The 14421-nt window shown below is 70.7% G+C and carries 15 protein-coding genes and 1 tRNA gene; 1 reads left to right on the forward strand and 15 read right to left on the reverse strand.

What is annotated here, in order from left to right; genetic code table 11:
- Positions 1-55: 55 nt before the first annotated feature.
- From AB3M82_RS11250 to AB3M82_RS11320, 15 genes are all read right to left on the reverse strand, one after another.
- Positions 56-868: a hypothetical protein gene (locus tag AB3M82_RS11250; protein WP_412958039.1), complete on the reverse strand. Its 813-nt coding sequence runs from the start codon at positions 866-868 to the stop codon at positions 56-58.
- Positions 865-1287 (reverse strand): flagellar FliJ family protein, encoded by a 423-nt coding sequence (locus tag AB3M82_RS11255; protein WP_412958040.1) that lies wholly within the window; start codon positions 1285-1287, stop codon positions 865-867. The genes AB3M82_RS11250 and AB3M82_RS11255 overlap by 4 nt, the downstream gene beginning before the upstream one ends.
- The gene (locus AB3M82_RS11260; protein ID WP_412958041.1) at positions 1284-2612 is read right to left on the reverse strand and encodes a FliI/YscN family ATPase; all 1329 of its coding nucleotides are present in this window, start codon (positions 2610-2612) and stop codon (positions 1284-1286) included. The genes AB3M82_RS11255 and AB3M82_RS11260 overlap by 4 nt, the downstream gene beginning before the upstream one ends.
- Complete coding sequence (locus AB3M82_RS11265; protein ID WP_412958042.1) at positions 2609-3259, reverse strand: FliH/SctL family protein; 651 nt, start codon at positions 3257-3259, stop codon at positions 2609-2611. Before AB3M82_RS11265 ends, AB3M82_RS11260 begins: the two co-directional genes overlap by 4 nt.
- A gap of 134 nt (positions 3260-3393) precedes the next feature.
- Positions 3394-4476: a flagellar motor switch protein FliG gene (fliG, locus tag AB3M82_RS11270; RefSeq protein WP_412958043.1), complete on the reverse strand. Its 1083-nt coding sequence runs from the start codon at positions 4474-4476 to the stop codon at positions 3394-3396.
- Positions 4473-6113 carry a flagellar basal-body MS-ring/collar protein FliF gene (fliF, locus tag AB3M82_RS11275; protein WP_412958044.1) on the reverse strand — a complete coding sequence of 547 codons (1641 nt, stop codon included), beginning with the start codon at positions 6111-6113 and terminating at the stop codon, positions 4473-4475. The genes fliG and fliF overlap by 4 nt, the downstream gene beginning before the upstream one ends.
- Positions 6114-6115: 2 nt before the next feature.
- Positions 6116-6382 carry a flagellar hook-basal body complex protein FliE gene (fliE, locus tag AB3M82_RS11280; RefSeq protein ID WP_489672256.1) on the reverse strand — a complete coding sequence of 89 codons (267 nt, stop codon included), beginning with the start codon at positions 6380-6382 and terminating at the stop codon, positions 6116-6118.
- A gap of 50 nt (positions 6383-6432) precedes the next feature.
- A complete protein-coding gene (locus tag AB3M82_RS11285; RefSeq protein ID WP_412958046.1) occupies positions 6433-6828 on the reverse strand; it encodes a flagellar basal body rod protein FlgC in 396 nt (131 codons plus the stop codon).
- Positions 6825-7172 (reverse strand): flagellar basal body rod protein FlgB, encoded by a 348-nt coding sequence (locus AB3M82_RS11290; protein WP_412958047.1) that lies wholly within the window; start codon positions 7170-7172, stop codon positions 6825-6827. The genes AB3M82_RS11285 and AB3M82_RS11290 overlap by 4 nt, the downstream gene beginning before the upstream one ends.
- 109 nt (positions 7173-7281) lie before the next feature.
- Positions 7282-7560 carry a hypothetical protein gene (locus AB3M82_RS11295; RefSeq protein ID WP_412958048.1) on the reverse strand — a complete coding sequence of 93 codons (279 nt, stop codon included), beginning with the start codon at positions 7558-7560 and terminating at the stop codon, positions 7282-7284.
- Between the two features lie 5 nt (positions 7561-7565).
- On the reverse strand, positions 7566-7979 hold the full coding sequence (gene fliS / locus AB3M82_RS11300) for a flagellar export chaperone FliS (protein WP_412958049.1): 414 nt from the start codon (positions 7977-7979) through the stop codon (positions 7566-7568).
- 42 nt (positions 7980-8021) lie between these two features.
- Positions 8022-9386 (reverse strand): flagellar filament capping protein FliD, encoded by a 1365-nt coding sequence (gene fliD / locus AB3M82_RS11305; RefSeq protein WP_412958050.1) that lies wholly within the window; start codon positions 9384-9386, stop codon positions 8022-8024.
- A 98-nt stretch (positions 9387-9484) separates the two neighbouring features.
- Positions 9485-10345, reverse strand: a complete 861-nt coding sequence (locus AB3M82_RS11310) for a flagellin N-terminal helical domain-containing protein (protein ID WP_412958051.1) — start codon at positions 10343-10345, stop codon at positions 9485-9487.
- A 105-nt stretch (positions 10346-10450) separates the two neighbouring features.
- Positions 10451-11326: a sigma-70 family RNA polymerase sigma factor gene (locus AB3M82_RS11315; protein WP_412958052.1), complete on the reverse strand. Its 876-nt coding sequence runs from the start codon at positions 11324-11326 to the stop codon at positions 10451-10453.
- Positions 11327-11465: 139 nt separating this feature from the next.
- A tRNA-Val gene (locus tag AB3M82_RS11320) sits at positions 11466-11538 on the reverse strand.
- Positions 11539-11691: 153 nt separating this feature from the next.
- Here AB3M82_RS11320 and aceE point away from each other — a divergent pair.
- Positions 11692-14418, forward strand: coding sequence for a pyruvate dehydrogenase (acetyl-transferring), homodimeric type (gene aceE, locus AB3M82_RS11325; protein ID WP_412958053.1), 2727 nt, complete (start codon positions 11692-11694; stop codon positions 14416-14418).
- Positions 14419-14421: the final 3 nt, after the last annotated feature.

The raw sequence follows: 14421 nt of genomic DNA on the forward strand, positions 1-14421 counted from the left end.
CCCCCCCCCCCCCCCCCCCCCCCCCCCCCCCCCCCCCCAGCACTCGGCGGCCGCGTCAGTGGTGTATACGAGACCGGGGGGCCGCCCCGGCCCCCGCGGCGGACGCCGACGGGGCCTGCGGGCGGTCGACCGGCGTCGCCGCCGACTGCACCGCAGGGCCCGGAGGAGCCGTGGCCACGGGAACCGCCGGGCCCGTCGTCCGCGAAGGCAACGGCCCGGACTCCTCGGTCGGGTGCGGCGACGCGGATGCCGGGTCGGCACCGCGAGGTCCGGACGGGATGACGCGGACGTGGGAGGCCTCGGGACGCTCCGGGGTCCGGGTACCCCGAGGGGCGCTCTCGGGGGTGGCCGCCGGGCTCGCCGGAGCGACAGCGGGCCCCCGCCCCGCGGCCTCCGGCTCCCCGGCACCCCCGGGCTGCTGTGCGGAGGTCTCCGGAGGCACGGACGCCTGCGCCGTGCGGGGCGCCGCGCTCGCGGCGAGCGGGACGTCCAGGACGACGTCCGCCCCGTCAGTCTGGGAGGGAACCGGCGCCGACGACGCCGTGGCGGGGGGCGCCGCGTCCAGAGGCGCGGCGTCCGGCGTGGACGACGGGTCCGCCGTCCGTGTCTCGACGCGCGCGATGAGCAGCGGCACCGGCACGGGCAGCGCGTCGGTCGTGGCGTCGGCGCCCTCCCCTGTTCCGTCCTCCGGGTCACCGGGGGTCTCGATCACCGGGATCCGCGGCGGTCCGTCCCGGTCCTCGAGCGCGCGCCCGGCGAGAGAGAGCGCGGAGCCGAAGATCGCCGCCGCATCGGTCACGGCGCGTCCGCGTTCCGCACTCTCGCCCGAGGTCTCGGCCAGCGCCGGGATCAGGGCGACGGCGGTCATGCGGCGCTTCCGTCGTGCAGGCTGCGCACGACCGCGATCTCGTCGAGCGCGGCCTGCTCGGCACGGAGCTCCGCCTTCTCGCTCTCTGCGCGATGGCTGTGCTCCAGGCGCTCCAGGCCCTTGAGCTCGCGCCGTGCCTCGACGTGCGAGGCCGTCGCCTCGGCCTCCTCCGCCCGCCGCAGCTCGCTGAGCGTCTGCAGGTCGCTGAGGGCGCTGCGGCCGGCGGCACGCGCCGCCGCCAGGGCCATGAGCGTCGAGGCGTCCTCGATCTGGACGCCGAGGTCGGCGAGGCTCGTCACCGCGCCCTGTTCCGCCTCCTCCGCCTGCATCCGCTCCGTCCGCGCTCGCGATGCCTGCTCGGCGGCGACGCGCTCCTGGGCGCTGCGCACCCGCAGCAGTCCGGCCAGTGGGAATGTCATGACGCCAGTCCTCCGAACTCGGTGGTCAGGGCAGCGAGACGCTGCCAGGATTCCTCGGGTGCCGTGCGGTCGTCCATCCGCTGCGTGAGGAACGCCACGATGGCTCCCTCGTGCTGCAGCGCCGCATCGACGAGCGGGTTCGCGCCCGCCCGGTATGCGCCGATGTCGATCAGGTCGTTCGCGCTGCGCCGGGCGGCCAGCACGCTCCGCAGCACGACGGCCGCGTCGCGCTGCTCGTCGGTGGTGATCTTCGAGACCACGCGCGAGACCGATCCGAGGACGTCGACGGCGGGGAAGTGCCCGCGGATCGCCAGGGCGCGGTCCAGAACGACGTGGCCGTCGAGGATCCCCCGTGCGGCGTCGGCGATCGGCTCGTTGTGGTCGTCGCCATCGACCAGCACGGTGTAGAGCCCCGTGATCGAGCCGACGGGTCCGGTGCCCGCGCGCTCGAGGAGTCGGGCGAGCACCGAGAACGTGGACGGCGGGTATCCCCGCGTCGCCGGCGGCTCGCCGGCGCTCAGGCCGATCTCGCGCTGGGCCATCGCGACGCGGGTGAGCGAGTCCATCATGAGCACGACGTCCAGGCCGTCGTCGCGGAACCGCTCGGCGATGCGGGTCGCGACCACGGCGGAGCGCAGCCGGGCCATGGCGGGCTGGTCGGAGGTCGCCACGACCACCACCGAGCGGGCGAGGCCCTCGGCGCCGAGGTCGTCCTCGAGGAACTCGCGCACCTCGCGTCCGCGCTCCCCCACCAGCGCGATCACCGTGACATCCGCGGAGGAGCCGCGGGCGATCATCGACATCAGCGACGACTTGCCCACGCCCGAACCGGCGAAGAGACCGAGGCGCTGACCGACGCCGACCGGCGTGAGGGTGTCGAGCACCCGCACCCCGAGGCCCAGCTGACGGTCGATGCGCTGACGGCTCATGATGCTGGGCGCGTCGTGGTCGAGCGACACGAAGGAGGCGTCCGCGAGGGGCCCCTTGCCGTCGATGGGACGCCCCATGCCGTCGAGGACGCGGCCGAGCAGAGCGCGCCCGGTGGGGACCTGGAGCGGTGCGCCCGCGTGGCGGACCTTGGCGCGGGCCGTGATGCCGTCGAGGGGGCTCAGCGGCATGCACCGTGCCACGGCGCCGTCGACCGCGACGACCTCGGCATCCACCGGTCGTCCGCCCGCGCCGTCGATGCGCACCCGATCGCCCACCGCCGCATCGATGCCGCGGACCTCCACGCCCAGGCCTCGGACGGCCTTCACCGTGCCGGACCGCTCCGGCCGCGCGGCATCCAGTGCGCGGCGCCACGAGGCGCGGGTCGTGCCGATCATGCGCGACTCACCGCCCCGGCGGCCTCGACGTCGTCTCCGCGCAGTGCGGCGGACGCGCGGGCGAGGGCCTGCGAGATCCGGGTGTCCACGGCGCCGTGCTCGATGTCGACGATCGCGCCGCCGGGATCCACGTCGGGCGAGGTGACGACCCGGATGCCGCGCAGCGGGTCGAGGCCGCCCTCGTCCTCGCTCAGCACCGCCCAGTCGGCCTCGTGGAAGGCGATCCGCGTCCAGCGCTCGGCCGGCATCTCCGCCAGGGCCCGCCGGAGCGCATGCGCCGCGGAACGCGCGGGATCGGAGAGCTCGACCCCCAGGATCGCCGTCGCCAGCGACACGGCGAGATCCTCGATGCGGTCGGCGGCGAGCTCGCTGAGCTCCCCGATGCGGCGCTCCACCTCGTCCTGCGACGACTGCAGCGCGGCCAGCGCCGAGGCGTGCGCCCGCCGCTGGGCCTCGCGCGCATCCTGCATCCGCGCCTCCTCCTGGAGCTCGCGACGCCGGGCCTCTTCGAGCGCGATACGGCGCCCTTCGGCGAAGCCCTCCGCGTAGCCGCGGGTCCGCGCCTTGTCGGCCTCGCCGCGCACATCGGTGGGGGTCGCGCCCACCCTCGGCACCGCCAGCGGCGTGAAGGCGGAGGGATCGGACACGGCGGGCACCCCGGTCGTCGAAGGCGTGGCCTGTCCGTGGCGCGATGGGCGAGCGGTCCCTGCTCCCCGCCCACTATCGCGACAGGACGCGGCGGACGTAACCGCGGAGGATGAGAGGCCCGGCGACGCGGTCATCACTCGACCAGCTCGTCCTCGTCCTCGCGCGAGATGGTGATCTCCTCCGCCGCCTCGAGCTCGCGGATGATGCGCACCACCTCGGCGCGCGCCTCGTCGACCTGGCGCATGCGCACCGGGCCGAGCACCCGGGTCTCCTCGGCGAGGTTCTCCTGGTTGCGCTCGGTCATGTTGCTGCGGACCTTGTCGGCGATCTGGTCGTCCGCACCCTTGAGCGCCAGTGCCAGCATCCGCAGATCGATCCCCCGCAGCACGCGCTGAGCGTCGCGGTCCTCGAGCCGCGCGATGTCGGCGAAGGTGACCATCCGGCTCCGGATGTCTTCGGCGAGGGCGAGATCGCGCCCCTCCAGGCTCGCCAGGAGCGACTTCTCGAGGGCGGTGTCGGACCGGTTGATGATCTCGACCAGGGGCTGCACTCCCCCGATCGACTCGTGGTTGTCGCGCATCGCGAACACCCCGGTGCGCGATCGCAGCGAATCCGCCACGATCGAGATCGCCTCCTGCGTCGCCGTGCCCATCGTGGCGATCGCCTGGGCGACGTCGGTGCGCAGCGGATCCTGGAGGGCGGCCAGCACGGCGGCGGCACGGTCGGCACGCAGATTGGCGAGGACGACCGCGACCGTGGTCGGGAGCTCCCCCTCGAGGATCGTCGCGAGCTGCGCCGGGTCGGCGGCGTTCAGGAAGTCGAACGAGACCGACCCTTGCGACATGACGCGACCCACCATCCCGACCGCCTTCTCCCGCCCGAACGCGGTCTCCAGCAGACCGGTGGCGAGCTCCTGGCCGCCCCGGGAGAGCACCGAGCCGCCGCTGGCGATCCGACGGAACTCTCCGAGCGCGCGCGCCGTCGCTGCGGCATCCACACCGCCGATCTGCGTGAGCTCCGCCGCGAGCATCTCGGAGCGCTCCTCCCCGAGATGCCGGAGCACCTCGGCGCTGGCCGCGCGGTCCATGTTCATGAGCACGATCGCCGCCTTGCGGAGTCCGCTCATCTCCGGTGCGGGTCCGCTCGCGACCGCCACCGCCGACGACACCTGGACGGTGTCCTCCTGCGCGTTCAGCGCCTCGGTCAGCATGCTCATACCGTCGCCTCGTCCATCAGGTTCGCCAGAGCGCTGGCCGTCGCCTGCGGCTCGCGCGTGGCCAGGTCGTCGATCTCGCGCCGCCGCCGCTCGACGAGGAGCTGGTCGGGCTCGCGCTCATCCTCGACGTCGATCACGGCGGAGGGCAGGATCCGCGTGGGCAGCGGCAGCGTGACCGCGTCGGGATCGGCCAGCCCCTTGAGCGACTTGAGTTTCTGCTCCTCGTCCTCCGACAGGGTCGCCAGGTACTCGATCGGACCGTCGTCGGTGTACAGGATGCGTCGCTTCATCCGGCGCCGCACCACGAGGAAGACCACCAGGATGATCACGGCGAGCAGGATCGATCCGCCGATGATGAGCGCGCGCACCAGCTCCTGCTGGAACTGGGCGTCGCGCTCGGCCTCGGCGGCCGCCAGCGCCGCCTCCGCGGCCGCGGATCCGGACTGGTTGAACTCCACGAACTCGACCGCGATGGTGTCGCCGCGCTCGACGTCGATGCCGGCGGCGGAGGCGACGAGCGTCTCGACCTGGTCGGCCGTCACCCCGGTGACCGTGCCGCGGTTGAGGGCGATGCTGACGGTCTGCCGCGTCACCTCGCCGGCCGGGGTGATGGTCTTCTCCGTCGACTTGTTGACGGCGTTGTTGCGCGAGGTCTCCTCGAATTCGTAGGCGCCGTCGCTGTTGCCGTTGTTCGGCACCGCGATGTTGTCCGGTCCGAGCACCCCTGTGCCGGTGGAAGGTCCGCCCGAGTAGGTCTCGGTCTTGGTCTGCTCGGATGCGCTGAGCTCCCCGTCCGGGGCGCTGTAGGTCTCCTCCATGCGCTCGGAGGTGGAGTTCGCGACGTCGGCCGACACGGTGACGGTGGCGTTGCCGGGACCCACGATGGTCTCGAGCATCTTGCTGACGGAGGCCGCGACCTTGGCCTCGTGCTCCGTGGCCTGCTTCGACGAGGTCCCTGTCAGTCCGGTGCCGACGGCCGAGAGCACGGACCCGTTCTGGTCCGTGACGGCGACGTCCTCGGGCGTCATGCCGGGGACCGAGGCGCTGGTCAGGTGCACGATGGCCTCGATCTTCTCGTCGGAGAGCGTCGAGCCGTTGCGCGTCTTGACGAACACCGATGCGGTCGGGTTCTGCTTCTCCGAGACGAAGACGCTCTCCTCGGGGATGGCGAGCTGCACCGACGCCGTGCTGATGCCGTCCATCGCGCCGATGGTGCTGGCCAGCTCCCCCTCGATCGCCCGCTTGTAGGTCACCGACTGCTGGAACTCGCTCGCGGTCACGCCCATCTCGTCGAGGAGCGTGTACCCCTCGCTGGTGTCGCCGGGGAGTCCGGATGCCGCGGCCGCCAGGCGCTGGGGATACACCTGGTCGTCCGGCACGAGGATCGTGGCACCGCCCTCGGTGAGCTCGTAGCTCACGCCCGCGGACTTCAGCTGCTCGACGACCGCGGAGGCGTCGCCGGCGCTGAGCCCGGTGAAGAGCGGGCTCATCTGCGGCTTCGTCAGCCAGGTGCCGAGCGCGATCGCACCCATGACCAGCAGCGCGACGCCGATGATCGCGATCGTGCGCTGGGCGACGGTGAACCCGCCGACCACCTGCTTCGCGCGGCCGAAGTAGTTCGTGAGCACCTTCGGCATGGTCAGGCCTGCATCCTCATGATCTCGTTGAACGCCGCGACGCTGCGGTCACGGACGGCGACGACGAGGTCGAGCGTCACGGAGGCCCTGGCCGACGCGATCATCGCCTGGTGGATGTCCTGGAGGTCGCCCGTGACCGCCTGGACGGCGAGTTCGTTGGAGCTCGACTGCAGCTGCTGCAGGTTCTCCATGGCGCCCGTGAGGGAGGTCGCGAACGATCCGGCGGACGCCGCACCGGCGGGCGCCGACGCGCCGTCCTCGAAGCTCAGCGGCGCGAGGGGCGAGACCCCTGCGGCCGAGACGGCGTCGATGCCGCCGCTCACGAGTTCCGCCCGATCTGGAGCGCGGCCTCGTACGTCGTCTTGGCGCGGTCGACGACGGCGGCGTTCGCCTCGTAGCCGCGCTGGGCGAGGATGAGCATGCCCATCTGGTCGCCGAGATCGACGTTCGGGTACTGCACGTACCCGTCTTCGTTCGCATAGGGGTGGTCCGGTTCGTAGACGAGCTTCCCCTCGGCCTCCGACTCCACCACGCCGGCGACGTAGACCCCGGGGCTGTCCGTGCCCGCCTGGACCGCGACGAACTTCTCGCGGAACGCATCCTGCCCCGCCGGGGTCGCGGTGTTCACGTTGGCGATGTTGTCGCTGAGGGCGTCGAGCCACTTGCGGTGGACGTTCAGTCCGGTGCCGGCGATGCCGATCGCGTCGAAGGTCATGCCGAGGCCTGCCCGATCGCCTTGGTGATCGAGGTGGCCTGACCGCCGATCGCCTGGCTGGCGAACTGGAATCGGAGGACCGTGTCGATGTTCGACAGCGTCTCGGTGTCGAGGTTGACGTTGTTGCCGTTGAGCCGGGTGGGCTCGAGCGACCGCTCGACGCTCGGGGCGACCGCGCCCGAGCCGTTCGTCACGGCCGAGCGCAGCTCGTCCTCGAACTGGACGCGCTTGGCCTGGTAGCCGGGGGTGTTGACGTTCGCGATGTTCTCGGCGATGGAGCGCTGGCGCAGGGCCAGCCCGTCGAGGGCGCTGATCAGCGCGCTGGAGGTTACGGATTCGAGCACGGCGGTACTCCGGACGTAGGGGGAGAAGCCGATCCGTGGCCAATCGTCGAGCTATCCGTGCTCGGTGGCGACTATCGCGACACCGGGGCGTCCGCGTAACCTGCTCGGTTCATCCCTCGACGTCGAGGTAGGCCGGGGCATCCTTCGGGGTCGTCGGGACCCGTCGGAGAGCAGCGAGCTCCCGGGCGATGTTCGCTCGCGAGGCGGCGAGTCCGCTGATCATCAGCTGCTGGCGTCCGAGCACCGCCTCGGCGCGTTCTCGCAGCTCCTCCGGCACGGGGCCCGCGGGAGGATCGACCGATCCCGGGGCCATCTCCTGGTCCGCGGCGTCGAGCGCGCGCTCGAACCGGTCGAGCACCGCGAGCCAGGCCGTGAGGTTGTCGGACACGGGTTTCAGGCCAGAGCCGAGGTGGGCGATGCGGGCGCGGAGGCGGTCGCGGCCGCCGCCTGGTGCCACGCGTCGCGCAGCGGAGCGACGATGTCACGGCACTCCGCCGTCGCGTTCCGGTCGCGGGCGATGTTCGCCGAGATGAGGCGACCGGTGAGATGCGTGTAGAGCGCGCGGAGGTCGCCCGCACCCTCCCAGGCGTCGGTGAGCGAGCCGCTGAGCTCGGCGACGATGCGCTGGGCGTGGGTGAGGTGGGTGCCGGCCGCCGCCCAGTCGGAGGCGTCCTGGGACGCGGCAGCTCGATCGATGTCGACGAGCAGTCGGTCGTAGAGCATCGTGAGGAGGCGTTCCGGGGAGGCGGAGGCGACCTGCTGCTCGAGGTACTGCTGCTTGGCGCGGTCCAGAGAGGTGAGGGGCATCGTTCTGTTGTCCTAGGGTGCGGGGTCGTCGGGTTCGTCGGGTCAGGAGCTGCTGTCGGGAGTGAGTCCGGCGAGCTGCGAGCTCAGCCACGACGACTGGGACTGCAGCTTCGACAGCTGCACCTCCAGCTGGGAGTAGGTGCGCTCCAGGATCGCCCGGCGCTGCTCGAGCCGCACATCCCACCGCTCCACCTGGGTCTTCAGCGTCTTGACCTCGGACTCCTGACCCGTGATGCGCTGCGTGAGAAGGCCCTCGTACTTGTCGGAGTACTGGTCGGCGACGTCTTCGAGCCGTGCGCTCACAGCGGAGAACAGCCCCTGCACCGCTTGCGGGTCGTCGGCCAACGCCGTGCTGAACTTCTCGGCGTCGAAGGTCAGCACACCCTTCTCGTCGAGCGTGATGCCGATGCTGGACGGGGAGACGCCGTCGACCGGATGCTGCACGGCGCCCGCGAGGGCGGTGCGGAGGTTGCGCACCGTGCTGTCGCCGGTGAAGACCCCGAGTGTCGTCGTCCCGCCCGCCTCGGCCACCGTCGCCCGGGAGCCGTTGTCGATGCGGGTCAGGAGCGCGGCGATCTCCTTGACGAATGCCTCGGCGGTCGTCGACTGCGCCTTCGCATCGAGAGCCACCGACACCGTGACCGGGTCGGCGCTGACCTTCGACACGGTGACATCGATGTCCTGGCCGATGCGGATGGTGTTGGTCGCGCTGGTGAGCGTCTGCTCGGCCGAGGTGCCGGCGAAGAGGCGGATGCGCGCGTCGGCGCCGAGGGCGAGCTGCGCGGCTCCGGGCTCTGCCGCGACATCGACGGAGGTCCCGGCGTCCACGGCGTCGCCGTCGCCGCGGTGCAGGGCGAAGCGTCCGACCTCGCCGGTCTGCGCCGAGGTCAGCTGCAGGCGCGAGAGGGGCTTGCCGTCGGCATCCGTCCCTGCGGGGACGACGGTGGCGGAGACTCCGGCGTTCGCGGCGTTGATCGCCTTGGCCAAGTCCTGTGCGCCGGTCCCCGAGGGGGTGATTTCGGTCTGCTTCCCCTCGGCGTCCACGAGCGTGAACGTCCCGCCCCAGGCGTTCGCTCCGGCTGCCGCGGTCACCGTCGAATGGGCCGTGGCGACGGCATCCACCACCACGCCGGTCGAGAAGGCGCTGGCCTGCGGCCCGGCGGTCACCTTCACGCTCTCGTGGGAGGAGGTGGCCGTGAACGCCGCGAGCGAGGTCGGAGCCGACGCGGTCTTCGCCTTGGCGACCAGGTCCTGCAGCGATTTGTTCAGCGACTGCAGGTTCGTGATGATCGCGTTCCGGTCGGTGATCTTCGTCGTGATCAGCTTCTTCGGGATCGCGGAGACGTCCATCAGGGCGTTGATGAGCTCTTCGGTCTTGAGACCGGAGACCAGTCCGTCGAGTTTCATCCTCGGCTGCCTTCTGTGCGGTGCGGGTCGGGGTCCTACAGGAAGGCGCCCGCGCGAGTGAAGCCCGCGCGGGCGCCCAGCGCCTCAGGCGCAGCGACTCAACGGAGCAGCTGGAGAACGCCCTGGCCAGACTGGTTCGCCTGGGCCAGCATGGCGGTGCCCGCCTGCTGCAGGATGTTCGCAGCGGTGTACTTGACCATCTCCGCGGCCATGTCGGTGTCCGCGATGCGGCTCTTGGCGGCCGACAGGTTCTCGGCCGAGACCTGCAGCGAGTTGATCGTCGACTCGAAGCGGTTCTGGACCGCACCGAGGTCGGCGCGGGCCGACGAGACGGCCTTGATCTCGGTGTCGATGCGGGTGATCGTCGTAGCGGCCACCGTCGGGTCGGCGAAGCCGTCCGTGGTGACGATCGCCGTGCGCAGCCCGGTCGCCAGCGTCTTGATGTTCGCGCTGCTCAGGTCGACGGTGATCTGGCTCGAGGCGGAGCCGTCGGCGCCCACCTGGAAGCTCAGCACGCCGTCGCCGTCGGCACCGGCGGTGCCGTCGAGCAGCTGGATGCCGTTGAAGTTGCTGCTGTCGGCGATGCGCTCCAGCTCGTCGACCAGCTGCGTGACCTCGGTCTTGATGGCCGTGCGCGAGTCGGCGTTGTTGGAGTCGTTTCCGGCCTGCACCGCGAGGTCGCGCACGCGCTGCAGGATGGAGTGGACCTCGGTCAGCGCACCTTCCGCGGTCTGGATGACCGAGATGCCGTCCTGCGCGTTGCGGGCTGCGACGTTCAGGCCGTTGACCTGCGAACGCAGGCCCTCGGAGATGGCCAGGCCGGCGGCGTCGTCGGCTGCGCGGTTGATGCGCAGGCCGCTCGAGAGCTTCTCGAGCGACTTCGAGACGTCGTTCTGGTTGGCCGACAGGTTGCGGTACGAGTTGAGCGCACTGACGTTGGTGGCGATCTGAAGACCCATGATTATCCTCCGTGGTTATGGGACTGGAAGCGGGCCCGTCCGTGGGCCTGCACTCACCACATTCGCGACACGCGCCGGCGGCGTAACCTGTGCCCGGGAAGAAGTTCAGAGCGCGGCGAGCAGCCGGTCCTCGGTGTCGGATGCCGCGGCGGGCGCGGCGGGGAACACCGCGCCGAAGAACTCCGCCTTGGTCTTGTTGGAGCGGTCGCCGTCGGTTCCGTCCTCCCACGCCTCCATCGCTTCGCGCATGAGCGCGAGCCCGCGGCTGCGGAGCTTGGACACGTAGGCGTGGCTGACGTCCATCTCCTCGGCGAGGTCCTTCACCAGGCGGTCGTCGATGTAGATGCCGCGGATCACCCGTTGCATCGCCGCCGGGAGGGCGTCGAGCACGCGCAGGAGCATCGTCCGGGTCTCGTTCTGCTCGGCGGCATGTTCCGGGAGGATGACATCGTCGGTGAGGTCCACCGCCTGCCGGCCGGACTCGGGGTCGAAGTGCTCCTCGAAGCTGGTCGCGGTCCGCACCATCTCGTCGAGCTGGAGCATCTCGGTGACGGCGGCGGCGTCGAGCCCGGACTCCTTCGCCAGCTCCGCCACGGCGCCCGGGCGTCCGGTGCGGGCGAGCACGGCATCCGCCGCCGCGCGCACGAGCTCGATCTTGTCGCGCCCGCGTTCCCCCGCCGGGTCGGCTCGTCGCATCTCCGACAGGATCGCCCAGGTGATCTGCGAGCGGGCGAAAGCGCCGAACGGGATGCCGCGCTCCGGCTGGTAGCTCAGCGCCGCCCGCGCGAGACCGAGCCGCGCCGCCGACAGGAGGTCGTCGAGGTCGACGTGCTGGGCGGACCGTGCCTTCTCGACGGCCAGGAACGTGGCGAGCGGCATGTTCTCCCGCGCCAGCTGATCGGCCGTAGCGCGCGCGGCGGAGTTCGCGCCAGAATCAGCAGAAAGTTCAGAGTGGCTCAGCAACGTGACTCCATGACCCATTCGACTGGTTTACGTGCAATCTGAGAAGAACTTCCCATAAACCAGTGAAAAAGACAACATGCAGACGGCGTGCCGAAGCATCCGCTTCCGGAGGTGGCGAATCGAGCCAATCCGGAGGGGGCGCGGATGCCGTGAGAGGTGGGCCCTGCCGGGATCGAACCGACGACATCCACGGTGTAAACGTGGCGCTCTACCAGCTGAGCTAAAGGCCCTGGTGCGCTCAGTGTATCGGCACGCGGCTGCGCGCCCGAGTCGTGGAACAGGGCTAGGCTGAGTGCGGCGCGCGTTGTGCACAGCCGACAAGGCTGCCCGTGTCGCTTCCCGTTTCATTGGCATGACCTGCCAGCTTGACGAAAGGCTCCCCCGTGACCGTCCACGACCAGGATCCGTACTCTCAGGGCCCCCTCGACAGCGATCCGGAAGAAACCGGCGAGTGGCAGCAGTCGCTCGATGAGCTGGTCGACGCGAAGGGCCACGGCCGTGGTCGCGAGATCATGCTCAGCCTGCTCAAGCGCTCGAAGGAGCTGCACCTCGGCGTGCCGATGGTCCCGACCACGGACTACATCAACACGATCGCCCCGGAGAACGAACCCGAGTTCCCCGGCGACGAGGAGATCGAGCGCCGGTACCGCGCCTGGATCCGGTGGAATGCCGCGGTCACCGTGCACCGTGCGCAGCGCCCCGGCATCGCCGTCGGCGGTCACATCTCGACCTACGCGTCCTCGGCCGCCCTGTACGAGGTCGGCTTCAATCACTTCTTCCGCGGCGCGGACAACCCCGGCGGCGCCGACCAGGTGTTCATCCAGGGCCACGCCTCCCCCGGCATCTACGCCCGCTCCTTCCTCGAAGGCCGCCTGACCGAGGAGAACCTCGACGGCTTCCGCCAGCAGGAGTCGCGCGCACCGCACGGCATCCCCTCCTACCCGCATCCGCGGCAGATGCAGGACTACTGGCAGTTCCCCACCGTGTCGATGGGTCTCGGCCCGATCAACGCGATCTACCAGGCGATGTCGAACAAGTACCTCGAGAACCGCGGCATCAAGGACACGTCGGACTCGCAGGTCTGGGCGTTCCTCGGCGACGGCGAGATGGACGAGATCGAGAGCCGCGGCCAGCTGCAGGTCGCCGCGAACGAGGGTCTCGACAACCTGAACTTCGTCATCAACTGCAACCTGCAGCGCCTCGACGGTCCGGTCCGCGGCAACGGCAAGATCATCCAGGAGCTGGAGTCGTTCTTCCGCGGCGCCGGCTGGAACGTCATCAAGGTCGTCTGGGGCCGCGAGTGGGACTCGCTGCTCGCGAACGACACCGAGGGCGCGCTCCTGAACCTCATGAACGTCACCCCCGACGGCGACTTCCAGACGTATAAGGCCGAGTCCGGCGCGTACGTCCGCGAGCACTTCTTCGGGCGCGACGAGCGCGCGGCGGCCCTGGTCAAGGACTACTCCGACGAGGACATCTGGCACCTCAAGCGCGGCGGCCACGACTACCGCAAGGTCTATGCGGCCTTCAAGGCGGCAGCCGAGCACAAGGGCCAGCCCACGGTCATCCTGGCGAAGACGGTCAAGGGCTACGGCCTCGGCCCCCACTTCGAGGGCCGCAACGCGACCCACCAGATGAAGAAGATGACGCTGGACAACCTCAAGACGTTCCGCGACACGATGCACATCCCGATCACGGACGCGCAGCTCGAGGAGAACCCGTACCTGCCCCCGTACTACAACCCGGGAGCCCAGGACGAGACGATCCAGTACATGTTGGAGCGTCGCCGCGCCCTCGGCGGCTACCTGCCCGAGCGCCGCTCGACGCACGTCGGGCTCTCGCTGCCCGACGACAAGGCGTACGCGCTGCCCAAGAAGGGCTCCGGCACGCAGGAGATCGCCACGACCATGGCGTTCGTGCGACTGCTCAAGGATCTCCTCCGCACGAAGGACTTCGGTCACCGCATCGTCCCGATCATCCCGGACGAGGCCCGCACCTTCGGCATGGACGCGTACTTCCCGACGGCGAAGATCTACAACCCGAACGGCCAGCACTACACCTCGGTCGACCGCGAACTGCTCCTCGCCTACAAGGAGAGCCCGCAGGGCCAGATCGTGCACGTCGGCATCAACGAGGCGGGCGCCCTGGCGGCGTTCACCGCTGCCGGAACGTCGTACGCCACGCACGGCGAACCGCTCATCCCGATCTACATCTTCTACTCGATGTTCGGCTTCCAGCGCACCGGCGACGCCCAGTGGGCGGCCGCCGACCAGATGGCGCGCGGCTTCATCATGGGCGCGACCGCCGGCCGCACGACGCTGACCGGTGAGGGTCTGCAGCACGCCGACGGGCACTCGCACCTGCTCGCCTCGACGAACCCCGCGACGGTGTCGTACGACCCCGCCTACGGGTACGAGATCGCGCACATCGTGCGCTCGGGCCTCGAGCGGATGTACGGCGGCAACCACCCCGACCCGAACGTCATGTACTACATCACCCTCTACAACGAGCCGCTCGTGCAGCCCGCCGAGCCGGAGGATGTGGACGTGGACGGCATCGTGCGCGGCATCCACCGCATCTCGACCGGCGAGGGCGAGGGTCCCCGCGCCCAGCTGCTCTCCTCGGGCGTCGGTCTGCCGTGGGTGCTCGAGGCGCAGGAGCTGCTGAAGAACGACTGGGGCGTCGTGGCGGACGTCTGGTCGGTCACCTCGTGGACCGAGCTGCGCCGCGACGGTCTCGCCGCCGACGAGCACAACTTCCTCCACCCGGAGGCCGAGCCGCGTACCGCCTACCTCACCGAGAAGCTGCGCGACGCGCAGGGTCCCGTGGTCGCGGTGAGCGACTACATGCACGCTGTGCAGGACCAGATCCGGCCGTGGGTCCCGCAGCGTTTCGCGACGCTCGGCGCCGACAGCTTCGGCTTCTCGGACACCCGCGCCGCCGCACGCCGCTTCTTCAAGATCGACGGCCCGTCGATCGTGGTGCGCACGCTGCAGTCGCTGGCCGAGGACGGCGTCGTGGACCGCTCGCTCGCCGCGCAGGCGATCGAGAAGTACCGTCTGCACGACGTGAACGCCGGCACCAGCGGCAACGCGGGCGGCGAAAGCTGAGCC

It is taken from the genome of Microbacterium californiense, assembly GCF_047246625.1.
In the GTDB taxonomy this organism is placed as follows: Bacteria; Actinomycetota; Actinomycetes; order Actinomycetales; family Microbacteriaceae; genus Microbacterium.

Bases quoted from the DNA above. Each gene is read 5' to 3' on its own strand.
- AB3M82_RS11260 (WP_412958041.1), bottom strand. From the start codon at position 2,612: ATGATCGGCACGACCCGCGCCTCGTGGCGCCGCGCACTGGATGCCGCG.
- fliF (WP_412958044.1), bottom strand. From the start codon at position 6,113: ATGCCGAAGGTGCTCACGAACTACTTCGGCCGCGCGAAGCAGGTGGTC.
- AB3M82_RS11315 (WP_412958052.1), bottom strand. From the start codon at position 11,326: ATGGGTCATGGAGTCACGTTGCTGAGCCACTCTGAACTTTCTGCTGAT.
- fliG (WP_412958043.1), bottom strand. From the start codon at position 4,476: ATGAGCATGCTGACCGAGGCGCTGAACGCGCAGGAGGACACCGTCCAG.
- fliD (WP_412958050.1), bottom strand. From the start codon at position 9,386: ATGAAACTCGACGGACTGGTCTCCGGTCTCAAGACCGAAGAGCTCATC.
- AB3M82_RS11285 (WP_412958046.1), bottom strand. From the start codon at position 6,828: ATGACCTTCGACGCGATCGGCATCGCCGGCACCGGACTGAACGTCCAC.
- fliS (WP_412958049.1), bottom strand. From the start codon at position 7,979: ATGCCCCTCACCTCTCTGGACCGCGCCAAGCAGCAGTACCTCGAGCAG.
- AB3M82_RS11310 (WP_412958051.1), bottom strand. From the start codon at position 10,345: ATGGGTCTTCAGATCGCCACCAACGTCAGTGCGCTCAACTCGTACCGC.
- AB3M82_RS11255 (WP_412958040.1), bottom strand. From the start codon at position 1,287: ATGACATTCCCACTGGCCGGACTGCTGCGGGTGCGCAGCGCCCAGGAG.
- AB3M82_RS11250 (WP_412958039.1), bottom strand. From the start codon at position 868: ATGACCGCCGTCGCCCTGATCCCGGCGCTGGCCGAGACCTCGGGCGAG.